This is a genomic window from Flavobacterium sp. ASV13, from assembly GCF_000745775.1.
Taxonomy (GTDB): Bacteria; Bacteroidota; Bacteroidia; order Flavobacteriales; family Flavobacteriaceae; genus Flavobacterium.
This window is the reverse complement of record NZ_JQJY01000005.1, coordinates 132818-155595: the sequence shown is the minus strand read 5'-3', so window position 1 is coordinate 155595 and position 22778 is coordinate 132818. Positions and strand designations below refer to the sequence as shown.

The 22778-nt window shown below is 33.7% G+C and carries 20 protein-coding genes; 5 read left to right on the top strand and 15 right to left on the bottom strand.

The window, feature by feature from the left end:
* Nucleotides 1-86: 86 nt before the first annotated feature.
* From GQ47_RS14540 to GQ47_RS14520, 5 genes are all read right to left on the bottom strand, one after another.
* Nucleotides 87-920, bottom strand: coding sequence for a GIN domain-containing protein (locus GQ47_RS14540; RefSeq protein ID WP_035649831.1), 834 nt, complete (start codon nt 918-920; stop codon nt 87-89).
* Nucleotides 921-1006: 86 nt separating this feature from the next.
* A complete protein-coding gene (locus GQ47_RS14535; protein ID WP_035649827.1) occupies nt 1007-1741 on the bottom strand; it encodes a head GIN domain-containing protein in 735 nt (244 codons plus the stop codon).
* 11 nt (nt 1742-1752) lie between these two features.
* Nucleotides 1753-3483 carry a PspC domain-containing protein gene (locus tag GQ47_RS14530; protein ID WP_035649825.1) on the bottom strand — a complete coding sequence of 577 codons (1731 nt, stop codon included), beginning with the start codon at nt 3481-3483 and terminating at the stop codon, nt 1753-1755.
* Nucleotides 3484-3486: 3 nt separating this feature from the next.
* Nucleotides 3487-3819, bottom strand: coding sequence for a PadR family transcriptional regulator (locus GQ47_RS14525; RefSeq protein WP_017498072.1), 333 nt, complete (start codon nt 3817-3819; stop codon nt 3487-3489).
* A 98-nt stretch (nt 3820-3917) separates the two neighbouring features.
* Entirely contained in the window at nt 3918-4397 is a 480-nt protein-coding gene (locus tag GQ47_RS14520) for a DUF4870 domain-containing protein (protein WP_081909359.1), read from the bottom strand.
* A 230-nt stretch (nt 4398-4627) separates the two neighbouring features.
* Here GQ47_RS14520 and GQ47_RS14515 point away from each other — a divergent pair, with 230 nt between their 5' ends.
* Nucleotides 4628-5080 (top strand): DUF4442 domain-containing protein, encoded by a 453-nt coding sequence (locus GQ47_RS14515; RefSeq protein ID WP_026727702.1) that lies wholly within the window; start codon nt 4628-4630, stop codon nt 5078-5080.
* Nucleotides 5081-5156: 76 nt separating this feature from the next.
* Here the strand turns inward: GQ47_RS14515 and GQ47_RS23650 are convergent, their stop codons facing one another.
* The 9 genes from GQ47_RS23650 to GQ47_RS14475 form a co-directional block, all read right to left on the bottom strand.
* Entirely contained in the window at nt 5157-5318 is a 162-nt protein-coding gene (locus GQ47_RS23650) for a hypothetical protein (protein WP_154275325.1), read from the bottom strand.
* Nucleotides 5319-5447: 129 nt separating this feature from the next.
* Nucleotides 5448-6134 carry a hypothetical protein gene (locus tag GQ47_RS14510; RefSeq protein ID WP_051951551.1) on the bottom strand — a complete coding sequence of 229 codons (687 nt, stop codon included), beginning with the start codon at nt 6132-6134 and terminating at the stop codon, nt 5448-5450.
* Nucleotides 6131-6463, bottom strand: a complete 333-nt coding sequence (locus GQ47_RS14505) for an EF-Tu C-terminal domain-related protein (protein ID WP_051951549.1) — start codon at nt 6461-6463, stop codon at nt 6131-6133. The genes GQ47_RS14510 and GQ47_RS14505 overlap by 4 nt, the downstream gene beginning before the upstream one ends.
* 34 nt (nt 6464-6497) lie before the next feature.
* Nucleotides 6498-8738: a multicopper oxidase family protein gene (locus GQ47_RS14500; protein WP_035649822.1), complete on the bottom strand. Its 2241-nt coding sequence runs from the start codon at nt 8736-8738 to the stop codon at nt 6498-6500.
* A gap of 6 nt (nt 8739-8744) precedes the next feature.
* On the bottom strand, nt 8745-11279 hold the full coding sequence (locus GQ47_RS14495) for a heavy metal translocating P-type ATPase (RefSeq protein ID WP_035649820.1): 2535 nt from the start codon (nt 11277-11279) through the stop codon (nt 8745-8747).
* 244 nt (nt 11280-11523) lie between these two features.
* Nucleotides 11524-12084: an AraC family transcriptional regulator gene (locus GQ47_RS14490; RefSeq protein ID WP_035649818.1), complete on the bottom strand. Its 561-nt coding sequence runs from the start codon at nt 12082-12084 to the stop codon at nt 11524-11526.
* A gap of 2 nt (nt 12085-12086) precedes the next feature.
* Nucleotides 12087-12617 carry a DUF3347 domain-containing protein gene (locus GQ47_RS14485; RefSeq protein ID WP_035649816.1) on the bottom strand — a complete coding sequence of 177 codons (531 nt, stop codon included), beginning with the start codon at nt 12615-12617 and terminating at the stop codon, nt 12087-12089.
* 109 nt (nt 12618-12726) lie between these two features.
* Complete coding sequence (locus GQ47_RS14480) at nt 12727-13053, bottom strand: hypothetical protein (protein WP_051951548.1); 327 nt, start codon at nt 13051-13053, stop codon at nt 12727-12729.
* Nucleotides 13054-13173: 120 nt separating this feature from the next.
* On the bottom strand, nt 13174-14007 hold the full coding sequence (locus GQ47_RS14475; RefSeq protein WP_035649811.1) for an AraC family transcriptional regulator: 834 nt from the start codon (nt 14005-14007) through the stop codon (nt 13174-13176).
* 103 nt (nt 14008-14110) lie between these two features.
* Here GQ47_RS14475 and GQ47_RS14470 point away from each other — a divergent pair, with 103 nt between their 5' ends.
* The 4 genes from GQ47_RS14470 (at nt 14111) to GQ47_RS14455 (ending at nt 22485) form a co-directional block, all read left to right on the top strand.
* Nucleotides 14111-15277: an MFS transporter gene (locus GQ47_RS14470; RefSeq protein WP_035649808.1), complete on the top strand. Its 1167-nt coding sequence runs from the start codon at nt 14111-14113 to the stop codon at nt 15275-15277.
* Nucleotides 15278-15838: 561 nt separating this feature from the next.
* On the top strand, nt 15839-19066 hold the full coding sequence (locus GQ47_RS14465) for a SusC/RagA family TonB-linked outer membrane protein (protein WP_035649805.1): 3228 nt from the start codon (nt 15839-15841) through the stop codon (nt 19064-19066).
* 20 nt (nt 19067-19086) lie between these two features.
* Complete coding sequence (locus GQ47_RS14460) at nt 19087-20877, top strand: RagB/SusD family nutrient uptake outer membrane protein (RefSeq protein ID WP_035649802.1); 1791 nt, start codon at nt 19087-19089, stop codon at nt 20875-20877.
* Nucleotides 20878-20907: 30 nt separating this feature from the next.
* Nucleotides 20908-22485, top strand: a complete 1578-nt coding sequence (locus GQ47_RS14455; protein ID WP_035649799.1) for a DUF5123 domain-containing protein — start codon at nt 20908-20910, stop codon at nt 22483-22485.
* 91 nt (nt 22486-22576) lie between these two features.
* On the opposite strand, the gene GQ47_RS14450 is transcribed toward GQ47_RS14455, so the two are convergent.
* Nucleotides 22577-22777 carry a hypothetical protein gene (locus tag GQ47_RS14450; protein WP_035650643.1) on the bottom strand — a complete coding sequence of 67 codons (201 nt, stop codon included), beginning with the start codon at nt 22775-22777 and terminating at the stop codon, nt 22577-22579.
* Nucleotide 22778: the final 1 nt, after the last annotated feature.

Sequence of the window (22778 nt, the reverse complement as noted above, 5' to 3'; positions counted from 1 at the left end):
CTAAATTTTAGACCGGGATTTTCTTTTTATAATAAATGTTCTTAATTTGAACTTGAAACCTGAAACAAGAAAAACCTGAAACAAAATTATTTAAGCTTTTTAATCAATTTAGCTTCTTCAGAAAAGCGTGTCAATTGTATAGTTGGGTTTCCAAATAAAGAAAGCTCAGCTTTGTCTCCAACTGCGATTGAAATAGTAGTTTCGGCTAAAATACTTCCGGTAGAGTAGCTTTCTGCGGTAATATTAGCATCTTTCATAGTAAACTTTGTTCCGGTGAAAACAGAATTGTTGTCTAAACGAATAGTTGCTTTTTCAGCAATTCCTTCAATTGCAGCATTTGATTTTTGGTACAAATCACATTTAAATTTGATTGCAGAAACCAAAGATTTAAGTCCCGCATTTTTGCTTAATTGTATAGTAGCTTCTTCTGCTTTCAGATTTATTTCAGATCTGGATTTGTCATCTGCAACTAGACCGAATTTTTTTGCATTTACATTCAAATACAGTTTTGAATAATCAACGCTGTTAAAGGTAATATCATCTAATTTAAGTTCCTGAATTGCATAAATAATTGCTTCGTTTTTTGCAATTACTTTATTTAATGTCCCCGTGTAAGTAACACGTACAGAAAGTTTTTTGAAAATTGTACTTTCTTTTGAAGTATATAAACGAAGGGTTTTATCTCTTAAATCCATCGCAACAATATCATGAAGATTATCGTCGGCTTCAATTTTGATTTCATTTTTTTCTCCGCGTTCTAAATAAACTTCCAAATTGTCATCTACTTCAAGACCGTCAAAACTTCCAACTTCTTTTATTGATGTTGTAACGATTTTAGTTCCTTTTATTTTTTCTCTTCTTTGTGCAAAAGTTAATGTTGTAACTAATAGTAACAGAACCAGGGCAGTATTTTTTTTCATTAATTCTAGATTTGATTTTGACAAATATAAAAAAATCATCCACTTTTGATGAATGATTTCTTTTATATTTAACACATAAATATTGACTATCCCTGACTGATGCTTCCGCCAGAATGTGAACTTTTTTCAACAGTCTTTGGAGTTGAGTCATAATTGATGCTTCCTCCGCTTGATGCTTCCGCTTTAAGACTTACAATCGGATGCACATTTACACTTCCTCCGCTTGAAGCTTCTGCATGAACTTCGTTTGCTAATAATTTTTCTGCATTAATATTAGAACCGCTAGATGCTGAAGTTTTGATTTTTAATGCTTTTCCTTCAACTGAAATAGAACTTCCGCTTCCAGATTCTGCCGAAATATTGTCAGATTCTACATTAACAGTCATAGTTGCTGCGCTTGAAGTTTCCAAATCGATATCCTGTGACTGAATTACATTTTTGCTTTGTACCGTTGCAGCGCTCGAAGCTTCAAGCTTATCAATAACCGGCATTTTTACAGTTACTTTTTTAGTCGTAACATTTCTGAATGAACTGAATTTACAGCTAATTACCAATGTTCCGTTTTCAACTTTTGTAATGATTTCTTTTTGCAAATTATCATCAGCTTCAACAACAATTTCAGTTGAATCAGACTGTACGATTACTAAATCAATCGCATTGCTTACAGATACTTTTTTGAAATCTCCCTGAACAATTCTTTTTTCAGTTGTTACATGTCCGCTTCCTTCAACTGTATTCAAATTAAAGTTGCAAGAAGCAAATAATAATGCGGTAACAGTTGCAATAATAAATTTTGTAATATGAATGATTATTTTGATCATGGCCTTAGTTATTAGTTGATTTTAATTATAACTCCGTTTTTATCAGTGGTTAACTTTCCTTTGGTTTTTTTTCCGTTTAAAACTTCTTTTCCGTTAATTTTAATCGAAACTTCCTTTACAGTGTCATTCTCAATAGTGTTTTCGTCACTATCATAATCTCCATCATGATATTCATTCTCTTCTGCAGGGCAGTTTAAACATTTTATTTTTGAACCTTCAACTTTGTAATTGTAATCTCCGCTAAAGTGCAGGTTGAAGAAATCATTTTCAGAATCGTCGTAATCTTGTACTGAAGAATCTGGCTTAAATAATTGCCCTTCTGGCAAGTACAAATATACATCAACTTCTTGTCCTCTGAACTTATTTTTCACATCTGTCAGAAAATAATTATCCAAAATTAAATGATTTCCGTTAATCTGAACATTATAGTTGATTTTTTCGGCTCTTTTCTTTGCACTTGAAAATGAATTTCCTCTCGCACTTTTTTCAATTTGCAAATAAGGAGAAGTATTATCAGTGTATAAAACATGTAAACGAACATCATTAGAATAAATCAAGTTGTTGTTTGCAGAATCTTGTACGAATGTAAATTCATGATGATGATTCAAATCCTTTGCATAATAATCATTGTATCTGAATTTTACATAAAGAGTATCTTTTGATGTAATGTTCAATGATTTCTTCTCAACTGTTTTGTTATCGTAAGATATTTCAGTCGCTTGTTTAATTCCGATGCTGATTGCAATCGCAACAGCAATAATCCAGATGGCAAGCAAAGTATATTTTGTAATATTTCCGATTGATTTCAAATTTGGAGACAACAGTTTAAATCCTAATAAAGTCAGGAAGAAAAATGGAATTCCAACTGCAAAAAGCATCAATAAACCGAAAGACCAAATAGGATATTCTGTAAAGTTTCCTGCTTCAATAAAGTTTTGCCAAGGGAAATCAATAAAAACATTTGTTCCTAAAGTAAATACTCCAATTAATAAAAGAATTAGAGTAGTGATTCCCGCCATGATTAGAATTACACCTAAAAATTTAGCAAAGATTTTAAAAACCGTCATGACAAAGTCTCCAAATGAACTACTTATTCTCTCAGCTCCCGACTTTACCTGGTTTCCCATTTTGTCATAATCTGCATTTTTGAATTTTTCAGACAATGAGTCAATTTCTTCACGCACTTTTTTTTCGATGTTTGAAATCGTAACTGGTTCTCCGGTCATTTCCAGTTTCTCTGAAGTTGTTACCGCTTCAGGAGTTACAATCCAAAGTACGAAGTAAGCTAAGATTCCAGTTCCAAAACCTGCAAAAACAAAGATTAAGAATATGATTTTGATCCAAACGGCGTCAATTCCAAAATAATGTCCTAAACCAGTTGCAACACCGCCAATCATACCTTTTTCTTTGTCACGGTATAATTTTTTATGCTGTCTTCCGCCGTAATTGTTGAAAGATTGATTTTGGCTTTCTTCATCTTCAATTCGGTAATCTTCAGGTTGGCCCATCACCGCAATCACTTCGTCAACGTCTTTTAAGCCAACAACATGTTTTTCGCTTTTTTGTTTTTCTGTTAATAATTCAGAAACGCGCATTTCGATGTCTTTAATAATTTCATCTTGTCCAGACGAATTGTTCAATGATCGTTTTATAGCGTCAAAATAGCGTGTCAATTTTAAATATGCATCTTCATCGATGTGAAAAAACATACCGCCTAAGTTAATATTTACTGTTTTGTTCATGACTTATTGATTTTGATTGGTGATTAGTTTTACGGCGTCAGATAATTCTGTCCATGTGCCGCTAAGTTCGTTTAAAAAAGTTTGTCCTATCTCGGTTAATCCATAATATTTTCGTGGCGGCCCTGAGGTCGATTCTTCCCAGCGATAATTTAGTAAACCGTCATTTTTCAATCTAGTTAACAACGGATAAACGGTTCCCTCTACAACTAGTAATTTTGCGTTTTTTAAAGTGTCTAATATTTCAGATGTATATGCGTCTTTCTCTTTTAATACTGATAAGATGCAAAACTCAAGAACACCTTTGCGCATCTGTGCTTTTGTGTTTTCAATGTTCATAATTTCATTTTGTTTTTTTTAGATTGAACAATTCGTTTTTTGATTGATGATGATTGATTGATGATTGATTGTGTCTATAATCTTTTAACCCTTTTAGATTACTTTATAAAAGGAATCGTAAGCGGATAATTGTATAATTCTCCGTTTGAAGCTTTTATCGAAGCATAAATCACTAAAAAGAATTCAACAAATTTTAGCAATCCAAAAAGTAAAACAGCTGTCGCGCCGATACTTAATAAGGCAATGTTTCCTTGAAAATTGAAATTTCTGATTACGAAATCTTCGTCGTTAAAAACAGCTTCCATCGGAATGTTTTGCAAAACTACTGATACGAAAATCGGAATTGCGATTAAGGCTAAAACCAAAGTGTAAAGCAATAAACTCAATTGAAAATTCAATGTCTGTTTTCCGTGGTGATTTACAAATTCTGATTTGTCTTTGTAGCTCGACCAAATAATGATTGGGAAAATATAATTCCCAAAAGGAATAATGTACTGACTTAATGTACTTAAATGTGTAAACGCTGATGTGTTTCTTTCTGATGTTGTTTCCATGATGAGTGGTGTTGTTGTTTCCATGATTAAAAGTATATAGTATTTTCTTATGCAAATATATGTCTAAAAAACAGTATCTTGTTTTGCATAGTACCAAATATTAACAAAATATTAACAAGTTTAATATTTGTAGTACAAGGATAATTTGCTGAAAATCATTCGGAATACCTGATTTTATTGATGTCTTTCAAAAGTGTACCGAATTTATTGTGCGTGCATAGTTTTTTTGTATTTTTACTAAAAAAATATATCACATGGCAGTTTCAGTTTCCAAACTCAACAAATTTGTATTGTTCAAATTACCATCAGCATACTTTTGCGGGGTACGTGTAAAAGCTATCGATAAAGACAGCTGTATTGTAAGCGTCAAACATAGATGGATCAATCAGAATCCGTTTAATTCGATGTATTTTGCCGTGCAGGCTATGGCGGCAGAGTTGACAACAGGGGCTTTGGTTATTTCTCAAATTCAGGAAAGCGGTCGAAAAATCTCTATGTTGGTTGCCAATAATAAAGGAAACTTCACTAAAAAAGCAACGGGAAGAATCACATTTGTCTGCAACGACGGACATTTAATTGCTGAAGCGATTCAAAGAACTATTGAAACTGGAGAAGGACAGACATTCTGGATGAAATCTATTGGAACAAATGAAGAAGGTGTTCAGGTTTCAGAAATGGATTTTGAATGGAGTGTTCGATTGAAATAGTTTATTAGTCATGAATTAAGATATAAAAAAGGCCTCAAATATTTTTGAGGCCTTTTTCTTGAAATTAGTATTTCAATTATTTTTTTACACAACAAGATTTTTTGTCTTTTTTATCTGTTGACGTTTTTTTACAGCATGATTCTTTTTTTGCTTTTTCTTTTTTAGCAGGCGCAGTATCTTGAGCATTCACGCCAATTGTAAATAAAGCAACAGTAACGATTGTAATAACTTTTGTCATTTTGATTTAATTTATTTTTGTTAGAGAATTGTAATTGGTGAATCAAATATAGGAACATTTCTTAAGGTTGATTCTTACAATTTAGTTAATGTTTTTGTAAAAAAAACAAGCTGAAAAAGGTTAGATAATTTAGAAACCAAAGGCAATTTTTCGCTCTTTATATTTTCCTTTTTCAATAACCCAAACAATTTCATAACCTCCAGCTCCATCGCTATTGCTGGATGTGATATATAAGATATCGTTCTTTTTGTCGTAATTAATTTTAGTGTTATAAAGACTAGGTTCGAACAAATCATCAAAAGAATTTTTAGGAAGTTCAATAGTCTTGTTGTCAATCACTATAGTTATGCTTTTATAAGTCTTTTTTGGAATTCCTCCGTCAGTTCCCCAAAAAGCTTTTCCATTAATCTTTTTAAGTATAGATTTGTCCTTCTCAAGAAAGGTTAATTTTGCTGAATTTGATTCAAAATTTCTGCTTTCAATACTAATATCAAAACCATCTTTCTTAAAAAGAACTTTAGTTTGAGTTTCTTTAACTAATGGAATGGTCATAAATTCAGATAAATATTGAACCCGATCTTTGTATAAATAACCATTTCTGTCTTTATTGTTTTTGGAATAATCGATATTGATCCAATTGTTTTTTGGTTCGAAACAATACACAACAAAACCGTTGTTCAATTTGTCTGAAATGTTATTTCCTTTTGAAGTTTCAGTTCTGATATTTACATAGCCGTCTTTATCTTTTATTACTGCAAATTGAGCAAAGGCATTTATTTGCGAAAGTATTATACACAAGAAAAATATTTTTTTCATTTTTGAAAATTGCGGTCTAGTTTTGAGTCTAAAATTTTACTTATTTTCCCTGTTCCAACAATATGTGTGCCTTCTCGAAAATCAAACTCTAAACCTTCATATAGTTTGCCTTCAAAATATTCGACAGATAAAATGCTTATTTCTGCAGAAACGGATTCTCCTGGAAGTACAAATTCTGTATCAATGAAAAGTTGCATTCCAGAAGTCATATATTCGTCAAATGAAAACTTTATGTGTGGTCTGTATCCAGAGCTTGCTGCAGTTTTTCGGCCGCCTTCTTCGGTACTTTTGTATTGTAATAGTGCAATAAAATGAGGTTCGCCAAACATATTAATTTGATAAAATTTCTATGCTAATATAAGATTAATAATTCAAATTTGCTCCAAAACCAATTCCCATATCGCTGTCATAATGTGTCGTAATTCCAAAGTTTCGTCCAGCAACATATTTCAATCCTACCATATATTCTTTATCCGTATTCCACATTAAATTCATTCGAAGTCTTTGGGAAAGCGGAATATCTTTTCGTTCAAATTGTACTCTCACATTTCCATCCGTATAAACCTCAACTTGCGCTTTTATAAGCATTGGTAAAGTATATTCCGCACCGATGCTGAAAACTGAACGATTGTCTTTAGTGTTTTTTTGACCAAATAAGTTTTGTTCCTGTTCATCCATTCCCATTTTTCTATAACGCCAGTCAAAACCGATGAAAGGCATCAGCCATTGATTTTTTCCGATATATCTTCCAATATGAGTTTCCGTTTCATAACCGTGTTTGTCGTTATAACCCAATCTCCATTCCGTTCCGATACTCCAACGCGTGTTACTGAACATTGCTTCACCATCATTTCCATTCGTGGCAAAATCATTTTCTGCCATAAAATGAAACATTCGATCGTCCATTTTCAACATTTTAAAAGCCATTTCCGGATGATGAATCAACGGATTTGGCGCTGAATTTTCATAACTAAAAATTCTTCCCATTCCAGCCATCATGTGATATAAAATGTGGCAATGAAAAAACCAGTCACCATCAGCATTTGCCTGAAACTCGATCGTATCGGTTTCCATTGGCATAATATCAATTACATTTTTGAGTGGAGAATAATCCCCATGTTCATTTAGAATTCTAAAATCATGTCCGTGTAAATGCATCGGGTGTCGCATCATCGAACCATTATATAAAACAATACGAACGTTTTCGCCTTTTTTGATTAAAATTTTATCCGTTTCAGAGACCACTTTATTGTCTAAACTCCAAACATAGCGATTCATATTTCCAGATAAAGTAAAACGTAATTCTTTTACAGGCGCATCTTTCGGAAGATTGGTTTTAAAAGGCGATTTCAGCATTCCGTAATTTAAAGTCACAATTTCGGAGGTTTCAGTGCTGTCACTTTCCATTTTCATGTCGCCCATATTATGATTGGAATGATCCATTTTTGGTTTCGAATTTTCATCTTCACCCGAAATTTCTGGATACATTACGGCATTCATGTCCATTTTAGTCAAAGACATATTCATGCCCATATCGTTCATTTCGCCGTTCATTTTCATCATATCGTTCATCATTTTCATTCCTTCAAAATATTTTAATTTTGAAAGATGATGAACAGGCTGTTTTTCTCCATTTCCTAAAAACAAAGAGGCAGATCCAGTTCTATCTTCGGCTGTAGCCAAAAAGGCAAAAGTTTTATGGTCTTCTGGAACAGTAACGACAACATCATAAGTTTCAGAAACTGCGATAATCAAACGATCAACTTCTACGGGTTCAACATCATTTCCGTCACTGGCTACAACGGTAATTTTTCCTCCGCCGTAAGTCAGCCAAAAATAACTCGAAGCGCCTCCGTTGGCAATTCGTAATCGGACTTTTGAGCCAGGTTTAAGGTCTGAAAACTGTTGTTCATTTTTACCGTTGATTAAAAACTTTTCATAATAAACATCGCTTACATCCATCGCGTTCATTCGTTTCCATTCGTTGGTCACTTTGGTATTAAAATGTCCCTGTTTTATGGCTTCGGCATAACTTTGTGTTGTTCCTTTTTTGATGGCAAACCAATCATTGGCATTATGAAGCATTCGCTGAATATTCTCTGGTTTCAGATCAGACCATTCGCTTAAAATAACAGGAATTGTCGGCAAATCGTCAATTCCTTTTCGAATAGTCGGATCGTCTTTTTTCTTGTTGATGATAAAAAGTCCGTACAAACCAATTTGTTCCTGTAGACCCGAATGACTGTGATACCAATACGTTCCATTTTGAATAATTGGAAAAGAATATTTATGAGTTGTTCCAGGTTCAATCGGCATTTGTGTTAAATATGGAACGCCGTCTTCTTTATTTGGCAGAAACAATCCGTGCCAGTGCATTGAAGTAGTTTCCTTTTTTAATTCGTTATGAACGTAAATTTCTGCAATATCGCCTTCGGTAAAAGTCAAAGTCGGCATTGGAATTTGCCCGTTTACAGCAATCGCACGTTTTTCTTTACCCGAAAAATTCACAACCGTATCACGAACATGTAAATCGTAACGTACTACTTTTTGGGCCTTTAACTGAAAAGCAATTAAGAAAAGTATAAAGAGATATTTGATTTTCATGATCGATTATAATTTTAGATTTCTCAATCGCAAAGCATTTACGATTACGGATACAGAACTCAGACTCATTGCTACTGCAGCCAACATTGGCGAAAGTAATATCCCTAAAAACGGATATAAAATTCCAGCAGCAATTGGCACACCCAATGTATTGTAGATAAAAGCAAAAAATAAATTCTGTTTGATATTTGACATCACAGCATGGCTGAGGTTTTTGGCTTTTACAATTCCGTTTAAATCACCTTTTACCAAAGTGATTTTAGCACTTTCAATAGCAACATCAGTTCCAGTTCCCATTGCAATTCCGATATTGGATTGTGCTAAAGCTGGAGCATCGTTGATTCCGTCGCCCGCCATGGCAACAATTTTTCCTTGTGCTTGAAGGCGTTCAATTTCTCTTAATTTCTCTTCTGGAAGACAATCCGCCTTGAAAGAACTCAAATGTAAATGTTCGGCAACGGCTTTTGCGGTATTATGATTGTCGCCCGTCATCATGATAACCTCAACGCCTTGATCAATTAATTCTTTAATGGCTTTTGCGCTGTTTTCTTTGATGGCATCAGTTATGGCAACATAACCTAAAACAATATTTTCAATTGCGATGTACGAAATAGTTTTGCCTAAATTTTGTTCGGCTGTAACTTTTTGTTCTAAATCACTAGAAATAGAAGCGCCAATTTCTTCCATTAATTTTTTATTTCCTAAAGCTACTTTTTTACCTTTGATAGTTCCTAAAACTCCTTTCCCAGCAATAGTTTTAAAACCTTGAACTTCTTTGAATGAACTATTTTTTGCTTTCGCGAAATTGACTACTGCCTGCGCCAAAGGATGTTCGCTATGCTGATTTAAAGAAGCAATATTTTGAAGCAGAAAATCTTCCTCATTAGTAACAGAATATATTCTTTCTACAGATGGTTTTCCTTCAGTAATAGTTCCTGTTTTATCGGTTATTAAAACATCAATTTTATTCATGTTTTCTAAGGCTTCGGCATTTTTAATTAAAATTCCGTTTTGAGCCCCTTTTCCAACACCAACCATAACCGACATTGGAGTTGCCAACCCAAGCGCACAAGGACAAGCAATAATTAAAACCGCAATAGCATTAATTAATCCGTAAACGTAAGCGGGCTCTGGACCAAATTTTGCCCAAACAAAAAAGGTTAAAACAGAAATAATAACAACTGTAGGTACAAAATATTTAGAAACACGATCGGCTAATTTCTGAATTGGAGCACGAGATCGGCTGGCATCATTCACCATTTGGATAATTTGCGAGAGCATGGTTTCTGAGCCGACTTTTTCGGCAATCATTACAAATGATTTTGTACCATTTATAGTTCCGGAAATTACGGCATCGCCAGTTTTTTTATCTACCGGAATTGGTTCTCCCGTAATCATAGATTCGTCGATATTGCTTTCGCCAGTAGTTATTTTTCCATCAACGGGAATTTTTTCTCCGGGTTTTACACGAAGTAAATCGCCTTTTTTAATATTATGAATAGAGATTACTTTATCTACTCCGTTTTCAACTAGAGTCGCTTCAGTTGGTGCTAATTTTAATAATTCTTTTATGGCTCCGTTGGTTTGTCCGTGTGCTTTGGCTTCCAACAATTGTCCTAATAAAACTAAAGTGATAATTACCGTTGCTGCTTCAAAATACAAATGAATGGTTCCATGATGCGATTTGAATTCGGATGGGAAAATATCAGGAAAAAACATTCCGACAATACTAAATAGAAATGCAACGCTTGTACCGATTCCAATTAAAGTAAACATGTTTAAATTCCATGTCACAATTGATTTATAAGCACGAACAAAAAACATCCATCCTGCATAAAACAAAACTGGAATTGAAAATAAAAGTTGAACCCAATCCCATTTTTCAATTGACATTATATTATAAAGTGGATTATTTGGAATCATTTCTGACATTGAAATAATGAAAATAGGAAGCGTAAACAAAATCGCAATTTTCATCTTCTTCAATAAATCAGAATAGGTTTTGTTTTCTTCATTTTCAGAAGCCTGCATCGGAACCAAATCCATTCCACAAATTGGACAGTCGCCCGGTCCGTTTGAAACAATTTCAGGATGCATCGGACAAGTAAATTGTGTTGCAGTTATGGCAACTTGCGGAACTAAATCCATTCCGCAAACTGGACAATCTCCAGGTTTGTTGTATGTTTTGTCACCTTCGCAATGCATTGGGCAATAATAAATACTGTTTGCACTGTGCTGATGTATTTTTTTTGTTCCCAATTTATGATGATTGTGGTTCTCTTTTTTATGACCTGAACAGCAAGATTTTTCAGCTGTCTCAGAATGGTTTTTAGGAGAATTCATTTCAATTGTATAATTTCCAGCTGCAGCTAAAACTTCTTGAAATTTTTCTGTAGCAACATGTTTCTCCATTGTTATCGTAGCCGTTGGCGGATTCAAGGTTACTTCTGCCTGAATTCCTTCAATTTCATTCAAAGTCTTTTCTACTTTGGTTCGGCATCCGTTGCAAGACATTCCTGAAATTATATATTGATGAGTCATTGTATTGGTTTTTAAGTATTACAATGCAAATTTCAGAACTATTGGTGAGTTCGGTTTGTAGAATTTTGGAAATGATTTGTAAGATTTACAAATTGTTTTTTTAACCGCAAAGGGCGCAAGGATTTTTGATATGCTGGGTTGTTTAAAAACGCAAAGTTCGCAAAGCTTTGTCTTAAAATAGCTTTGCGAACCTTGCGTAAACCTTTGCTCCCGATAGCTATCGGGATTGCGGTTAAGTTAAAAATTACAAATTCTCAATCTGAATACGTTTTTTATCTTTCAATTGTTTGAACGAAGTAGGAGTAAAGCCCGTAATTTTTTTGAATTGATTACTCAAATGTGCCACATTACTGTAATTTAAAATATCAGCAATTTCGCTTAACGAAAGCTCATTGTAAATCAATAATTCTTTTACTTTTTCAATTTTTTGACTAATGAAATATTTTTCGATTGTTGTGTTTTCAATTTCAGAAAAGAGATTGCTCAGCGAATTATAATCCTGATTTAGATTTTCGGCTAAATAATCGGACAAGTTGATTTTTAAATCATTGTTTTTATGATGAACCAAATCGACAATTAAGTTCTTTATTCTTTCGACTGTTTTCGTTTTTTTATCATCAATTAAATCAAAACCCAACGATTGCAGGTTTTCTAATAAAACTTCTTTTTGGTTATCGGTGATTTCTTCTTTAAGTTCTACTTCACCCAACTCAACAGAAATAGTTTGGAGTCCGAGTTTTTCAAACTCAGACTCCACAACCATTTTACATCGGGCACACACCATATTTTTGATGTAGAGCTTCATATTTATTTGATCGTTTCTACAACATTTCCACAAGTCAGCATAGAAGAACCGTAGTACGGATTCTTAACTGCTTTTTCTTTGCTTAACCAATCAGCATCTGCCATTGGGCAATATTGTTTGTAGATTGGCTGGTCTGGACTTGAAACTTTTATTAAATCATAAGTGCTTTTTGATAATGATTTAAAAGTCTCACGTTGCTTTTTAAGATCTGTTGTTGCAGAAATGTTTTTCGCGTCAGCAGTTAATTTCTTTACCACTTTCATCCAAACTGTATGTTCGTTGCTTTTTAGTTTGTCCATTTTTACAGCTGTAATTGCTGTCAATAAAGCTGTGGCTTTTGCCGAAGTTAATTTGCTGTCACTTTTAATAAGCGCATCTTTTACATTGAAATAAGCATCATAAACAGATTGTAACTGACTAGCTTCAATAATTTCTGTTGTTCCTGATTCTGATTTTATTGTATTCGCCTGAATAGTATTTGAAGTGAAAACAAATGCGATTATTGCTGTTATAATTGATATTGACTTTTTCATTTTATATAGATTTAGAAGGAATTCGATTTCCTTAATTAGTTTTTATTTTTGAAATGATTAATGTAAATTGTGTTTGATTTAGAGCCAATTATGGCTGTTACAAATACAATTATTTTATTTTTGGCGGTGCCCAAATTGAAGTAAAACCGTCCGAAATACTACTGTTTTTATAGTACATGATTGGTTTTTTAAAAGAAAAATGAAATAATTCGCTGTTGATGTCGAATTGATTTTCAGTTATTAAACTAAACTGTAAGCCTGAAGTAGTGCATCCGGAATGATTGCATTTTCCACTGCATCCGTGGTCGTCTTTTTTTGAATTATGAGTTTCTTTGCAACACTCTTTTTGACAAGAATCTTTAGCTGGATTCATTTTCTTTTCGCATAAATTTTTCTCAGCCGATTTTCCACAAGCATAACTCGCATTCGACATCATAAAGAAGCCAAAAGTTAAAATGAGAAATAATATGTGTACTTTTTTTGTCAAAGGAAATATATTGGTGATACAAATTTAGATAAAAATCTTTAGCTCAAATGTGTTTTAAGATTTCAATAACTAAAGCTTCTTGAAATCTGTTGGCTTCATGTTTTTTCTTTTCTTAAAATAATTAGATAAATGACTTTCATCGGTAAAACCAAATTCATACGCAATTTGTTTGATAGGTAACTGATTGTTGTGAATTCGTTTTTCAATCAAAGTAGTTCGCAGATTGTTGATATAATCGCGATAGCTTATTGAGAAAGTCCGCTTAAAGTAGGCACTGAAATAAGTTGGCGCAATATTGAAATGCTCTGCAATTACTTTAATCTGAACCAGTTTTGGTTGATAAATATTCTGATGGATGTAATTTGCAATTTGTTCATTATCAATATGTGTCGATTTCAACTGAAGATTCATTCCACGTATTGTTTCTTTAATCAGCCCAAAAATGGAGAGAATCTGATAAAATACGATTGGCGAAGAAGTGACATCAACATATTGATCGTACGCTATAATATTGGCTACTGTATTTTCTAAGATAGTTTTGCAGGGTTCATCAAATTTCAGGACAGTTTCTTTCAGAATTTTATCTCGCATGAAACTTTCGGGCGTATTGACCAGAAATTCGTCGCAAGTTAGATTTTGTTTCGAATTGAAATAATTGTCGGTGAATTTAATGTAAACAAAACGCGTCTTTTTCCTGATGTCGAAATAATGTTCATCTTCGGGAGAAATCACAAACAAATCACCCGCTTTATAAGGGAGAAGATTTTTATTCAAATGATGAATACCGCTTCCTTTTTTAATATAGATAATTTCGTAATAGGTATGTGTATGCGGTGGAAGATGGAATTTCTCGTCTTCAAATTCATGAATCACTAAAGTTTCAAACTGATTTAATTTAGGCATGACTTAAATTTACAATTTTATGTCGTAAATATACAACTTATTTTGCGCTTAACGGTGTTAAATTTGCATCATAGAAAGTCTAATACTTTCTTGTGTAAAACAAATGAAAAAAAGTCTTATTGCGCTCTCGCTTGGGGGCTTAACTATTGGAATAACTGAATTTGTAATGATGGGTTTATTGCCTGATATTGCTTCAGATATGAAAGTTTCGATTCCGGTTGCCGGATATTTAATTTCATCATATGCGTTGGGTGTTGTTATTGGCGCACCTTTATTAGTAATCTTAGGACGCAATTTTCCGCCAAAAAAAATGCTTATTATATTAGCATTGATGCTAACGGTTTTTAATTCACTTTCGATAATTGCGCCAAATTATAATTTTCTATTTGCTTCGAGATTTCTTTCGGGATTACCACATGGAGCCTTTTTTGGGGTTGGAGCTGTAGTGGCAAGCCGTTTGGCTGATAAAGGAAAAGAGGCTCAAGCTATTTCTATTATGTTTGCCGGACTTACTTTGGCAAATTTAATTGGTGTACCAATTGGTACTTATATAGGGCACCATTTTATTTGGCGTTATACCTTTATATTAATCGCCTTTGTTGGTCTATTGACTCTTCTGTTTATTTCTTTATGGATGCCAAATCTGGAAAAAACCGGTGATGTAAATATGAGAACACAATTGCAGTTTTTTAAGAAAACAGAAGCTTGGTTGATTATCGGAATTACTGCTATTGGTTTTGGCGGACTGTTTGCATGGATCAGTTACATTGCACCTTTATTAATAAACATTTCTAAATTTTCACCTGAAGATGTCTCTTATATATTGATATTAGCTGGTCTTGGAATGGTTGTAGGGAATTTTGCAGGTGGTAAATTAGCCGATAAATATTTACCGGCACCAACCGTTTTGGCTTTACTATTTATAATGGTACTTGATTTACTAATGGTTTACTTTTTCTCTTTTAATCAATATGTATCATTATTCCTGACATTTTTAACTGGAGCGATTTCTTTTTCAGTAATTGCACCTATACAAATGCTTATGATTAAAACGGCCAAAGATGCTGAGATGATTGCATCGGCAGCGCTTCAGGGAAGTTTTAATATTGGAAATGCTTTAGGAGCATTTTTAGGTGGACTTCCGTTGGCGGCAGGTTATGATTTTGCTTCTCCAAATCTTATAGGAGTAGTGATGGCTGTAACAGGAATGATTATAACATTTACTTTAATGCAAAAACACAAAGCAAATTTGCAGCTTCAAAGAGCATAAAAATTAATTAAAATACTTTTCAAAAGTCCTTAAGCTTAATTGTTTAAGGACTTTTTTTATGCTTTATTTTAAGATTTATGAAAGTGTTGTATTGGTATAGTTGTAGGAATTAGTTGGTTTTTTGTTAATATCTCAAGTTTTGTATTGTTTATGCGTCCAGATTTTTTCTGTCTTACGCAAACGATATTTTTTTCATGTAATCGATTGTTTTTTTGATAAAAACGAAAGAATTTAATATATCACAATAATATAATTACTATTTATTCATAATATAAATTACATATGTGGTATAAAAAAGTGCTTTTATTTTTGATATGTAATTTTTTTTAGCAAATTTTTATGAAAATTAATTTTTTATATAAAAAAAATATCTATGTTTGTGTAATCGATTACATGATTTGATTTCTGTTTATTTCAAATTGTTTTTTTAAAACGAAATCGATTGAAAAACTTTGCAGTTGCTTAGGTTTTTTAAAAATCAAAACCACATAACAATAAAAAATTAGAATTTCAAAACCACATAAATTACCATTAACCAATTAATAACTTAAACAATAAACCATGAACTTTAAAGAATTTTTAAACAAAGGAGCAAATTATTGCTCTGCACTTGTTTTCTTATTGTGCTTGCTTATGAGTAGTCAGGTAAATGCACAGACTACAACTATAGAGGGAACCGTTAAGGATGCTGCCGGACTTACTTTGCCGGGAGTTAATGTACTTGAAAAAGGAACAAAAAATGGGGTTTCTTCTGATTTTGACGGACGTTATAAAATCAAATTAACGAACCCTAAAGCTGTTTTGACTTTTTCTTTTATTGGATTTGGAACTAAAGAAATACCTGTTGCGGGAAAGACTAAAGTAGATGTAGTTTTAGCAGAAGATTCTAATAACTTGAATGAGGTTGTTGTAATTGGATATGGAACATCTAAGAAATCTGATTTAACTGGAGCAGTTGCTACATTCTCTGGAAATGAAGTACGCAAGATTCCGGTTCCTAACGTTGCAGAAGCTTTAACTGGACGTATTGCCGGAGTATCGGTAACATCTTCTGAAGGTTCACCAGACTCAAATGTTCAAATCAGAATTCGTGGAAACGGATCTTTAAGTCAGGATGCATCTCCATTATATATTGTAGACGGATTTCCGGTAAACAATATCAATGATATTTCTTCTTCTGATATTGAAACAATGACCGTATTGAAAGATGCGTCATCAACTGCAATTTATGGTTCTAGAGGAGCTTATGGAGTTATTATAGTTACGACGAAAAAAGGTAAAGATGGTAAAATAGCAGTAAACTTTAATATGTTCTACGGAATGAAACAGATGGCTAATACTATTCCTGTTACATCTCCTGAGGATTATGTGAAATGGCAATATGAATATGCATTGCTTGATCAAACAGATAAAACTATTTTGAGTAACCCAAGTTCTTACACAAAATATTTTGGTAACTGGCAAGATTATGACCAATACAAAGGCATGAAAGGGAATGACTGGCAAAAACAGGTTTTTGGCCGTACAGGTGAAGTTCAAAGCCGTGACTTGTCTATTCGTGGTGGATCTGATAAAATAAACTATAATTTCAACTATGCTCATTATGATGAAAAAGCAATTATGATGGGATCAGATTTTAATAGAAACAACTTGTCTCTTGCCTTAAACAGCAAAGCTTCTGATAAAGTTGATTTGTCTTTTACAGTACGTTATTCTGATACTGAAATTAATGGTGCAGGTATGAATGAGCAAAATGAGGTTTCATCAGCAGATTCTCGTTTAAAAAATATCGTAGGATATGCTCCAATCCCAGTTCCTGGTTTGACTACAGATGATACAGATGAAGCTGTAGCAAACAATTTGACGCACCCTTTTGTGGCAATTGTAGATAATAACCGTCAGCAGTTCAGAAAAAACTTCAATACTTTAGGAAGTTTTTCTTGGAAACTGACTCAGGATTTGATCTTTAAAACAGAATTAGGTTTAGATAATTATAACTTTCAAGATTATCGTTTCTACGGACGTACAACGTATTATGTGAAAAATAATCCTGCGGCAGAAAGACAAGGAATGCCAGCTATGATAATGGCAGACAGAAAAGATACTCGTTTTAGAAATGCGAATACACTTAATTATGATTTGAAAAAATTAGTTGGAGAAAATCATAATTTGAAATTGCTTTTTGGAGAAGAATCTATAGAATATAAGAGAAATGACCTTACAAGTACAATTCAGGGGTATCCATTATCTTTTGAATTAGATCAGGCTAAAAAATTGACTACTCAAGGAACGCCAGTTTCAGTTGATAATTTCTATTCTCCAGATGACAAATTGCTTTCTTTTTTCGGGCGTGCTAATTATGATTATAAAGACAAATATCTTTTTACAGCGACTTATCGTGCCGATGGATCTAGTAAATTCTTAGGAGATAATAAATGGGGATTTTTCCCAGCGGCAGCTGCAGCTTGGAAAATATCAGGAGAAGAATTTTTGAAAGATGCTTCATGGATCAATTTGCTTAAATTAAGAGTGAGTTATGGTGAGGCTGGAAATAATAATATTCCAACTGGACAAATGGTTCAAAGTTTTATTTCTTCTACATCTACTTGGATCAATGGTGTTGATAATTTCTGGGCAGCTTCTAAAACAATGGCTAATCCTGATTTAAAATGGGAAACAACTGTTACTCAAAATATAGGTTTAGATTTTGACTTGTTCAAAAATAAAGTGACAGGATCTGTCGAAGTATATAAAAATAAGACAAAAGATTTATTAATGCTTTTCCCAATTTCTGGAGGTTATGATAATCAATACAGAAACATGGGAGAAATTCAAAACAGCGGAGTTGAAGCTACTTTGAATCTTAATCTTATTGAAAGAGAAAAGTACGGAGTAAGTTTATCTTTCAACGCTGCATTTAATACGAACAAAATTAACTCGCTTGGTGTAATGAATAACTTTACTGCATCATCAGGATGGGCTTCTTCGTCAATTACTGGAGATTATTTAGTAAACGTTGGTCAGCCATTAGGTATCATGTATGGATATAAGAGCGATGGACGTTATGAAGTAGCTGACTTTGATTATGCAGCCGGAGCTTATACTTTAAAAGGTGGAGTGCCAGATGGTAGTACAGTAGTGGGCAAAATGCAACCAGGAGCTATGAAATTAAAAGATATTGATGGTGATGGAAAAGTAAATGCAAATGATTTAACTGTTATTGGAAATGCAAATCCAAAAAGCACAGGTGGTATGGTGTTGAATGCAAATGCTTACGGATTTGATCTTTCTGCAGCTTTTAACTGGAGTATTGGAAACGATGTTTATAATGCAAACAAAGTTGAATTTGCAACTTCAATTCCAAATGGACAATATAGAAATTTAGGTGCTGAGATGGCAGACGGACAAAGATGGACAAATCTTGATCCTTCGACTGGACAATTAGTAACAGATCCTGCTGCATTGACTGCTTTAAATGCTAATACTACAATGTGGTCACCTTACATGCCTCGTTATGTTTTTAGCGACTGGGCTGTTGAGGATGGTTCTTTCTTGAGGCTTAATACTTTAAGTTTAGGTTATACTGCGCCAAACAATTTAATTTCTGCTTTAGGGGTTTCTAAACTAAGATTTTATTTTACAGCTAGTAATGTTTTTGTTTGGACTAACTATTCAGGTCCAGATCCTGAATCTTCAACTAGAAGAAATACGCCTTACACACCGGGAGTTGATTATTCAGCTTATCCGCGAAGCAAACAGTTGATTTTTGGTCTAAACCTTAATTTTTAATTCAGTAAAATTTTCACAAGATGAAACATAAAATATTAATAGCAGGAATGTTTGTTGCAAGCCTTTTTGCTTCTTGCTCAGACGATTATTTAGATGCTCCGGCACAATCGACATTAGATGAATCTGTTATTTTTTCTAGTCCAGGATTAGCCGAAGCCGCAATTGACGGTATTAAGATTCCGTTTGCAGAGACCAACTCATACAGAGGACGTTTTCTTCCTTTCTACGGATTAAATACAGATACGGAATGGTACAATTCTTCGCAAACTGTAAGTGATGCTTCAGATTTATGTACGTATGATGCAAAACCGAATAACTCACAGATGAACACTACTAATAATGCTTGGGCAATGATGTATTCAGGTATTGAGCGTGCTAACATTTGTATTCGTGGTTTGCGCGCTTATGGTAATCCAACTCCTGGATCTCAATTAGGATATTTATTAGGAGAGGCGCTGACTTTAAGAGCAATTTATTATGCTGATTTGGTAAAAGCTTGGGGAGATGTGCCTGGAAGATTTGAGCCATTAAATAATGCAACTATTTATGTTGGAAAAACAAGCAGAGATGAAATTTATAAACAGCTTCTAGCTGATTTAGGTGAAGCAGCGACATTGGTTCCTTGGCCAGGTGAAATTAAAGAAACTACTAGTGTAGAGAGAATTAATAAAGCTTTCGTAAAAGGATTACGTGCTCGTTTAGCAATGGTTGCAAGTGGTTATCAGCAATATCCTGACGGTATCAGAAGAAGTAGTGATCCTGCTTTGTCAGTTGCTAATATGTATGCATTGGCTTTAGCTGAATCTCGTTCGGTTATCGCAAGTGGATCTGCACATTTAGAATCTTCATTTGAAACATTTTGGAAAAAATACAATCAGGAATATTTAGTTGCGGGAGGAGAATCATTATGGGAACTTCCTTTTTCAGATGGTAGAGGTCGTATGTTGTTTACTTTTGCTGTTCGCCATACTACAAACGATCAATTCCATGCCAATGGAGCAAATCGTGGAGGAACTGCAGGACCGCTTCCAACTGTATTCTATGATTACGACGTGAAAGATACACGAAGAGATGTAACTTGTGTTCCTTACAAATACGGAACAGCTGTCAATAATATAGCAAAACAAGAATTAGGAACATTAAATACATGGTATTTCGGGAAATACCGTTATGAGTGGATGACACGTTTTGTTACTTCAACAAACGATGATGGAGTGAATAAAATTTATATGCGTTATGCCGAAGTTCTATTAATTGCGGCTGAAGCTGCAAATGAATTAGAAGGCCCTGCAGCAGCAGCTCCATATTTAAAAGAAGTTAGAAGAAGAGCATTTGCAACAGCTGATCAGGCAACAAAAGTTGAAGATTATGTAAATAGTAAGTCAACAAAAGATGCAATGTTTAAAGCACTTGTTGATGAAAACAAATATGAGTTTACAGGTGAAATGGAGCGTAAACAAAATCTTATTCGTTGGAATTTGCTTAAAGCAAAATTAGACGAAGCTAAAGTGAATATGAAAAGTTTAGCAGATCATACAGGAAATTATGCAACTGTTCCAACAACATTATACTATAAGTTTAAAGCAGATAACGTAAGCCTTGATATTTATGGTTTGAACAAAGGAGAAACTACTAATCCGGGAGCTGGTTACACAAGCATTGCATGGACATGGACAGGTGCGGCAGCCGATACTAAGATCAATACTTTGTACAAACCAGGAGTTAATCCTGACAATAGACAATTTTGGCCAATATGGCAAGTATTCCTAGAAGGAAGCAACGGAAAATTGACTAATGATTACGGGTATTAATAAGTTTCTGAAAATTAATAAAGTATAATTATGAAAACAAAATATATAATAAAAGGAGTATTTACTGCATTAGCTCTGATGTTGACTTTTTCTTCTTGTGACACTTTTCAGGAAGAAGTAATTGATACTTTGGATGTAAACAGAGCGTTTTCTCCAATTGAGCTGAAAGCGACAGTTAGAAATGAGACTTCAGTTGAATTGAATTGGACTGTAAAACCAGATGCAGATCATTATGTAGTGCAATTTAGTGCAGATGATATTGAATTTAAAACCATTTATAAAACAGTAAATGTTGCTCCAGATGAATTGCCCGTAAAAGTGCAACTTGAAGGAGAAACGGTTTATTCAATTAGAGTAAAAGCAGTAAGTTCAACAGGTTTAGAAGATTCTAAATGGTCGGTTACTACTGCTACAACTTTGTCTGAGCAATTGCTATATGCGGTTCTGCCAGCAGATATTGAAGCTAAGCAAGTAACTTTAAGATGGCCTGCAAATACAAACGCTACACAAATTACATTGCAACCAGGCAACGTTACTCACACAATTACTGCGGCTGAAAAAACTGCAGGAGTAGCTGTCGTGACAGGTCTTACAAGTGAAACAGCTTATACAGCTACTTTGTTAAACGGAACTAAGAAACGTGGTACAGCAACTTTCACAACGGGTATCGATATTGGAACAGGAATTTTGATTAAAGCGGATGATAATTTATTGCAAAAAATTATCGATGCACCTGCTGGATCTGTTTTGGTATTAATGCCGGGTGATTATATAGCAGATAATCAAGTTGGAACAATTAACATAAATAAAGAAATCACATTACGAGGATTGCGCGTAGATAACAAACCGAAACTGCATGTGAATTTTGTAATGGTTACGGGATCGGCTAATCTTAGTTTGATAGATTTAGATTTAAAAGGTGATAAAGGCGCTGGTGCCGCAGCTGTTTCTGTAATAAAATACAATGACAATAGTGTTTCTTATGGCGATCTTTTAATAAGCGGTTGCAATATTCATGACTACGGAGTATCATTAATTAGTGCCAATTTAAATGCTGCAAAAGTGTCTTCGATAACAGTAGATAATTCAATTGTTACAAATATATTAACAGCTAATGGAGAGTTTATAGATTTTAGAGGTTCACAGTTAGCGAAACTTACTCTTAAAAACAGTACATTTAATAATGTTGCAACAGCTAGATATTTTATTCGTGCAGATGCTGGTCTTACAGGATTAACTTCTACTATTGTAATTGATGCTTGTACAATCAATAATCCGAATATGATTGCTGCGAACACTAACGGAATTTTGTATACTCGTTTTGTTACTACTAGTTCAATTACGGTACGCAATACATTGTTTTCGAATACGGCAGCACCATATACAAGAGAGACTGCAACACCAAATCCAACATTTGTAAGTAATAATTATTTTAATTGTCCAAATTTAAATAGTACTGCTGGAGCGCTTGCTAATAACAGACCTGACTTATCAGCAACTGCAACTGCATTAGACCCACAGTTTGTAAGTGCTGCTACAGGAAATTTTAAAGTACAGAATCAAACTTTGATTGATAATAAAATTGGAGACCCTCGTTGGCTTAAATAAATATTTTTATAGTTAGTTTGAAAAGGGATGCAGCACTAAACTGCGTCCCTTTTTTGTTTTATAGAAAATGAAATTTATTGAAGTTGCCAAATTATTCTAATTCAATACAATCGAAAATGCCATTGTTTAAAATTAAATCGACTATTTCGTGTTCACTGTCAATTCGCAAAATATTATCACAGTCTTCAAGGTCAAAATTCCATAAAGTTTCTGGCAATAATTTGTGAAGCAAGGCCGAAGCCGATTCTAATTTTGACGGACTGTCAACGGAAGTTTTAAATACATAAATCATA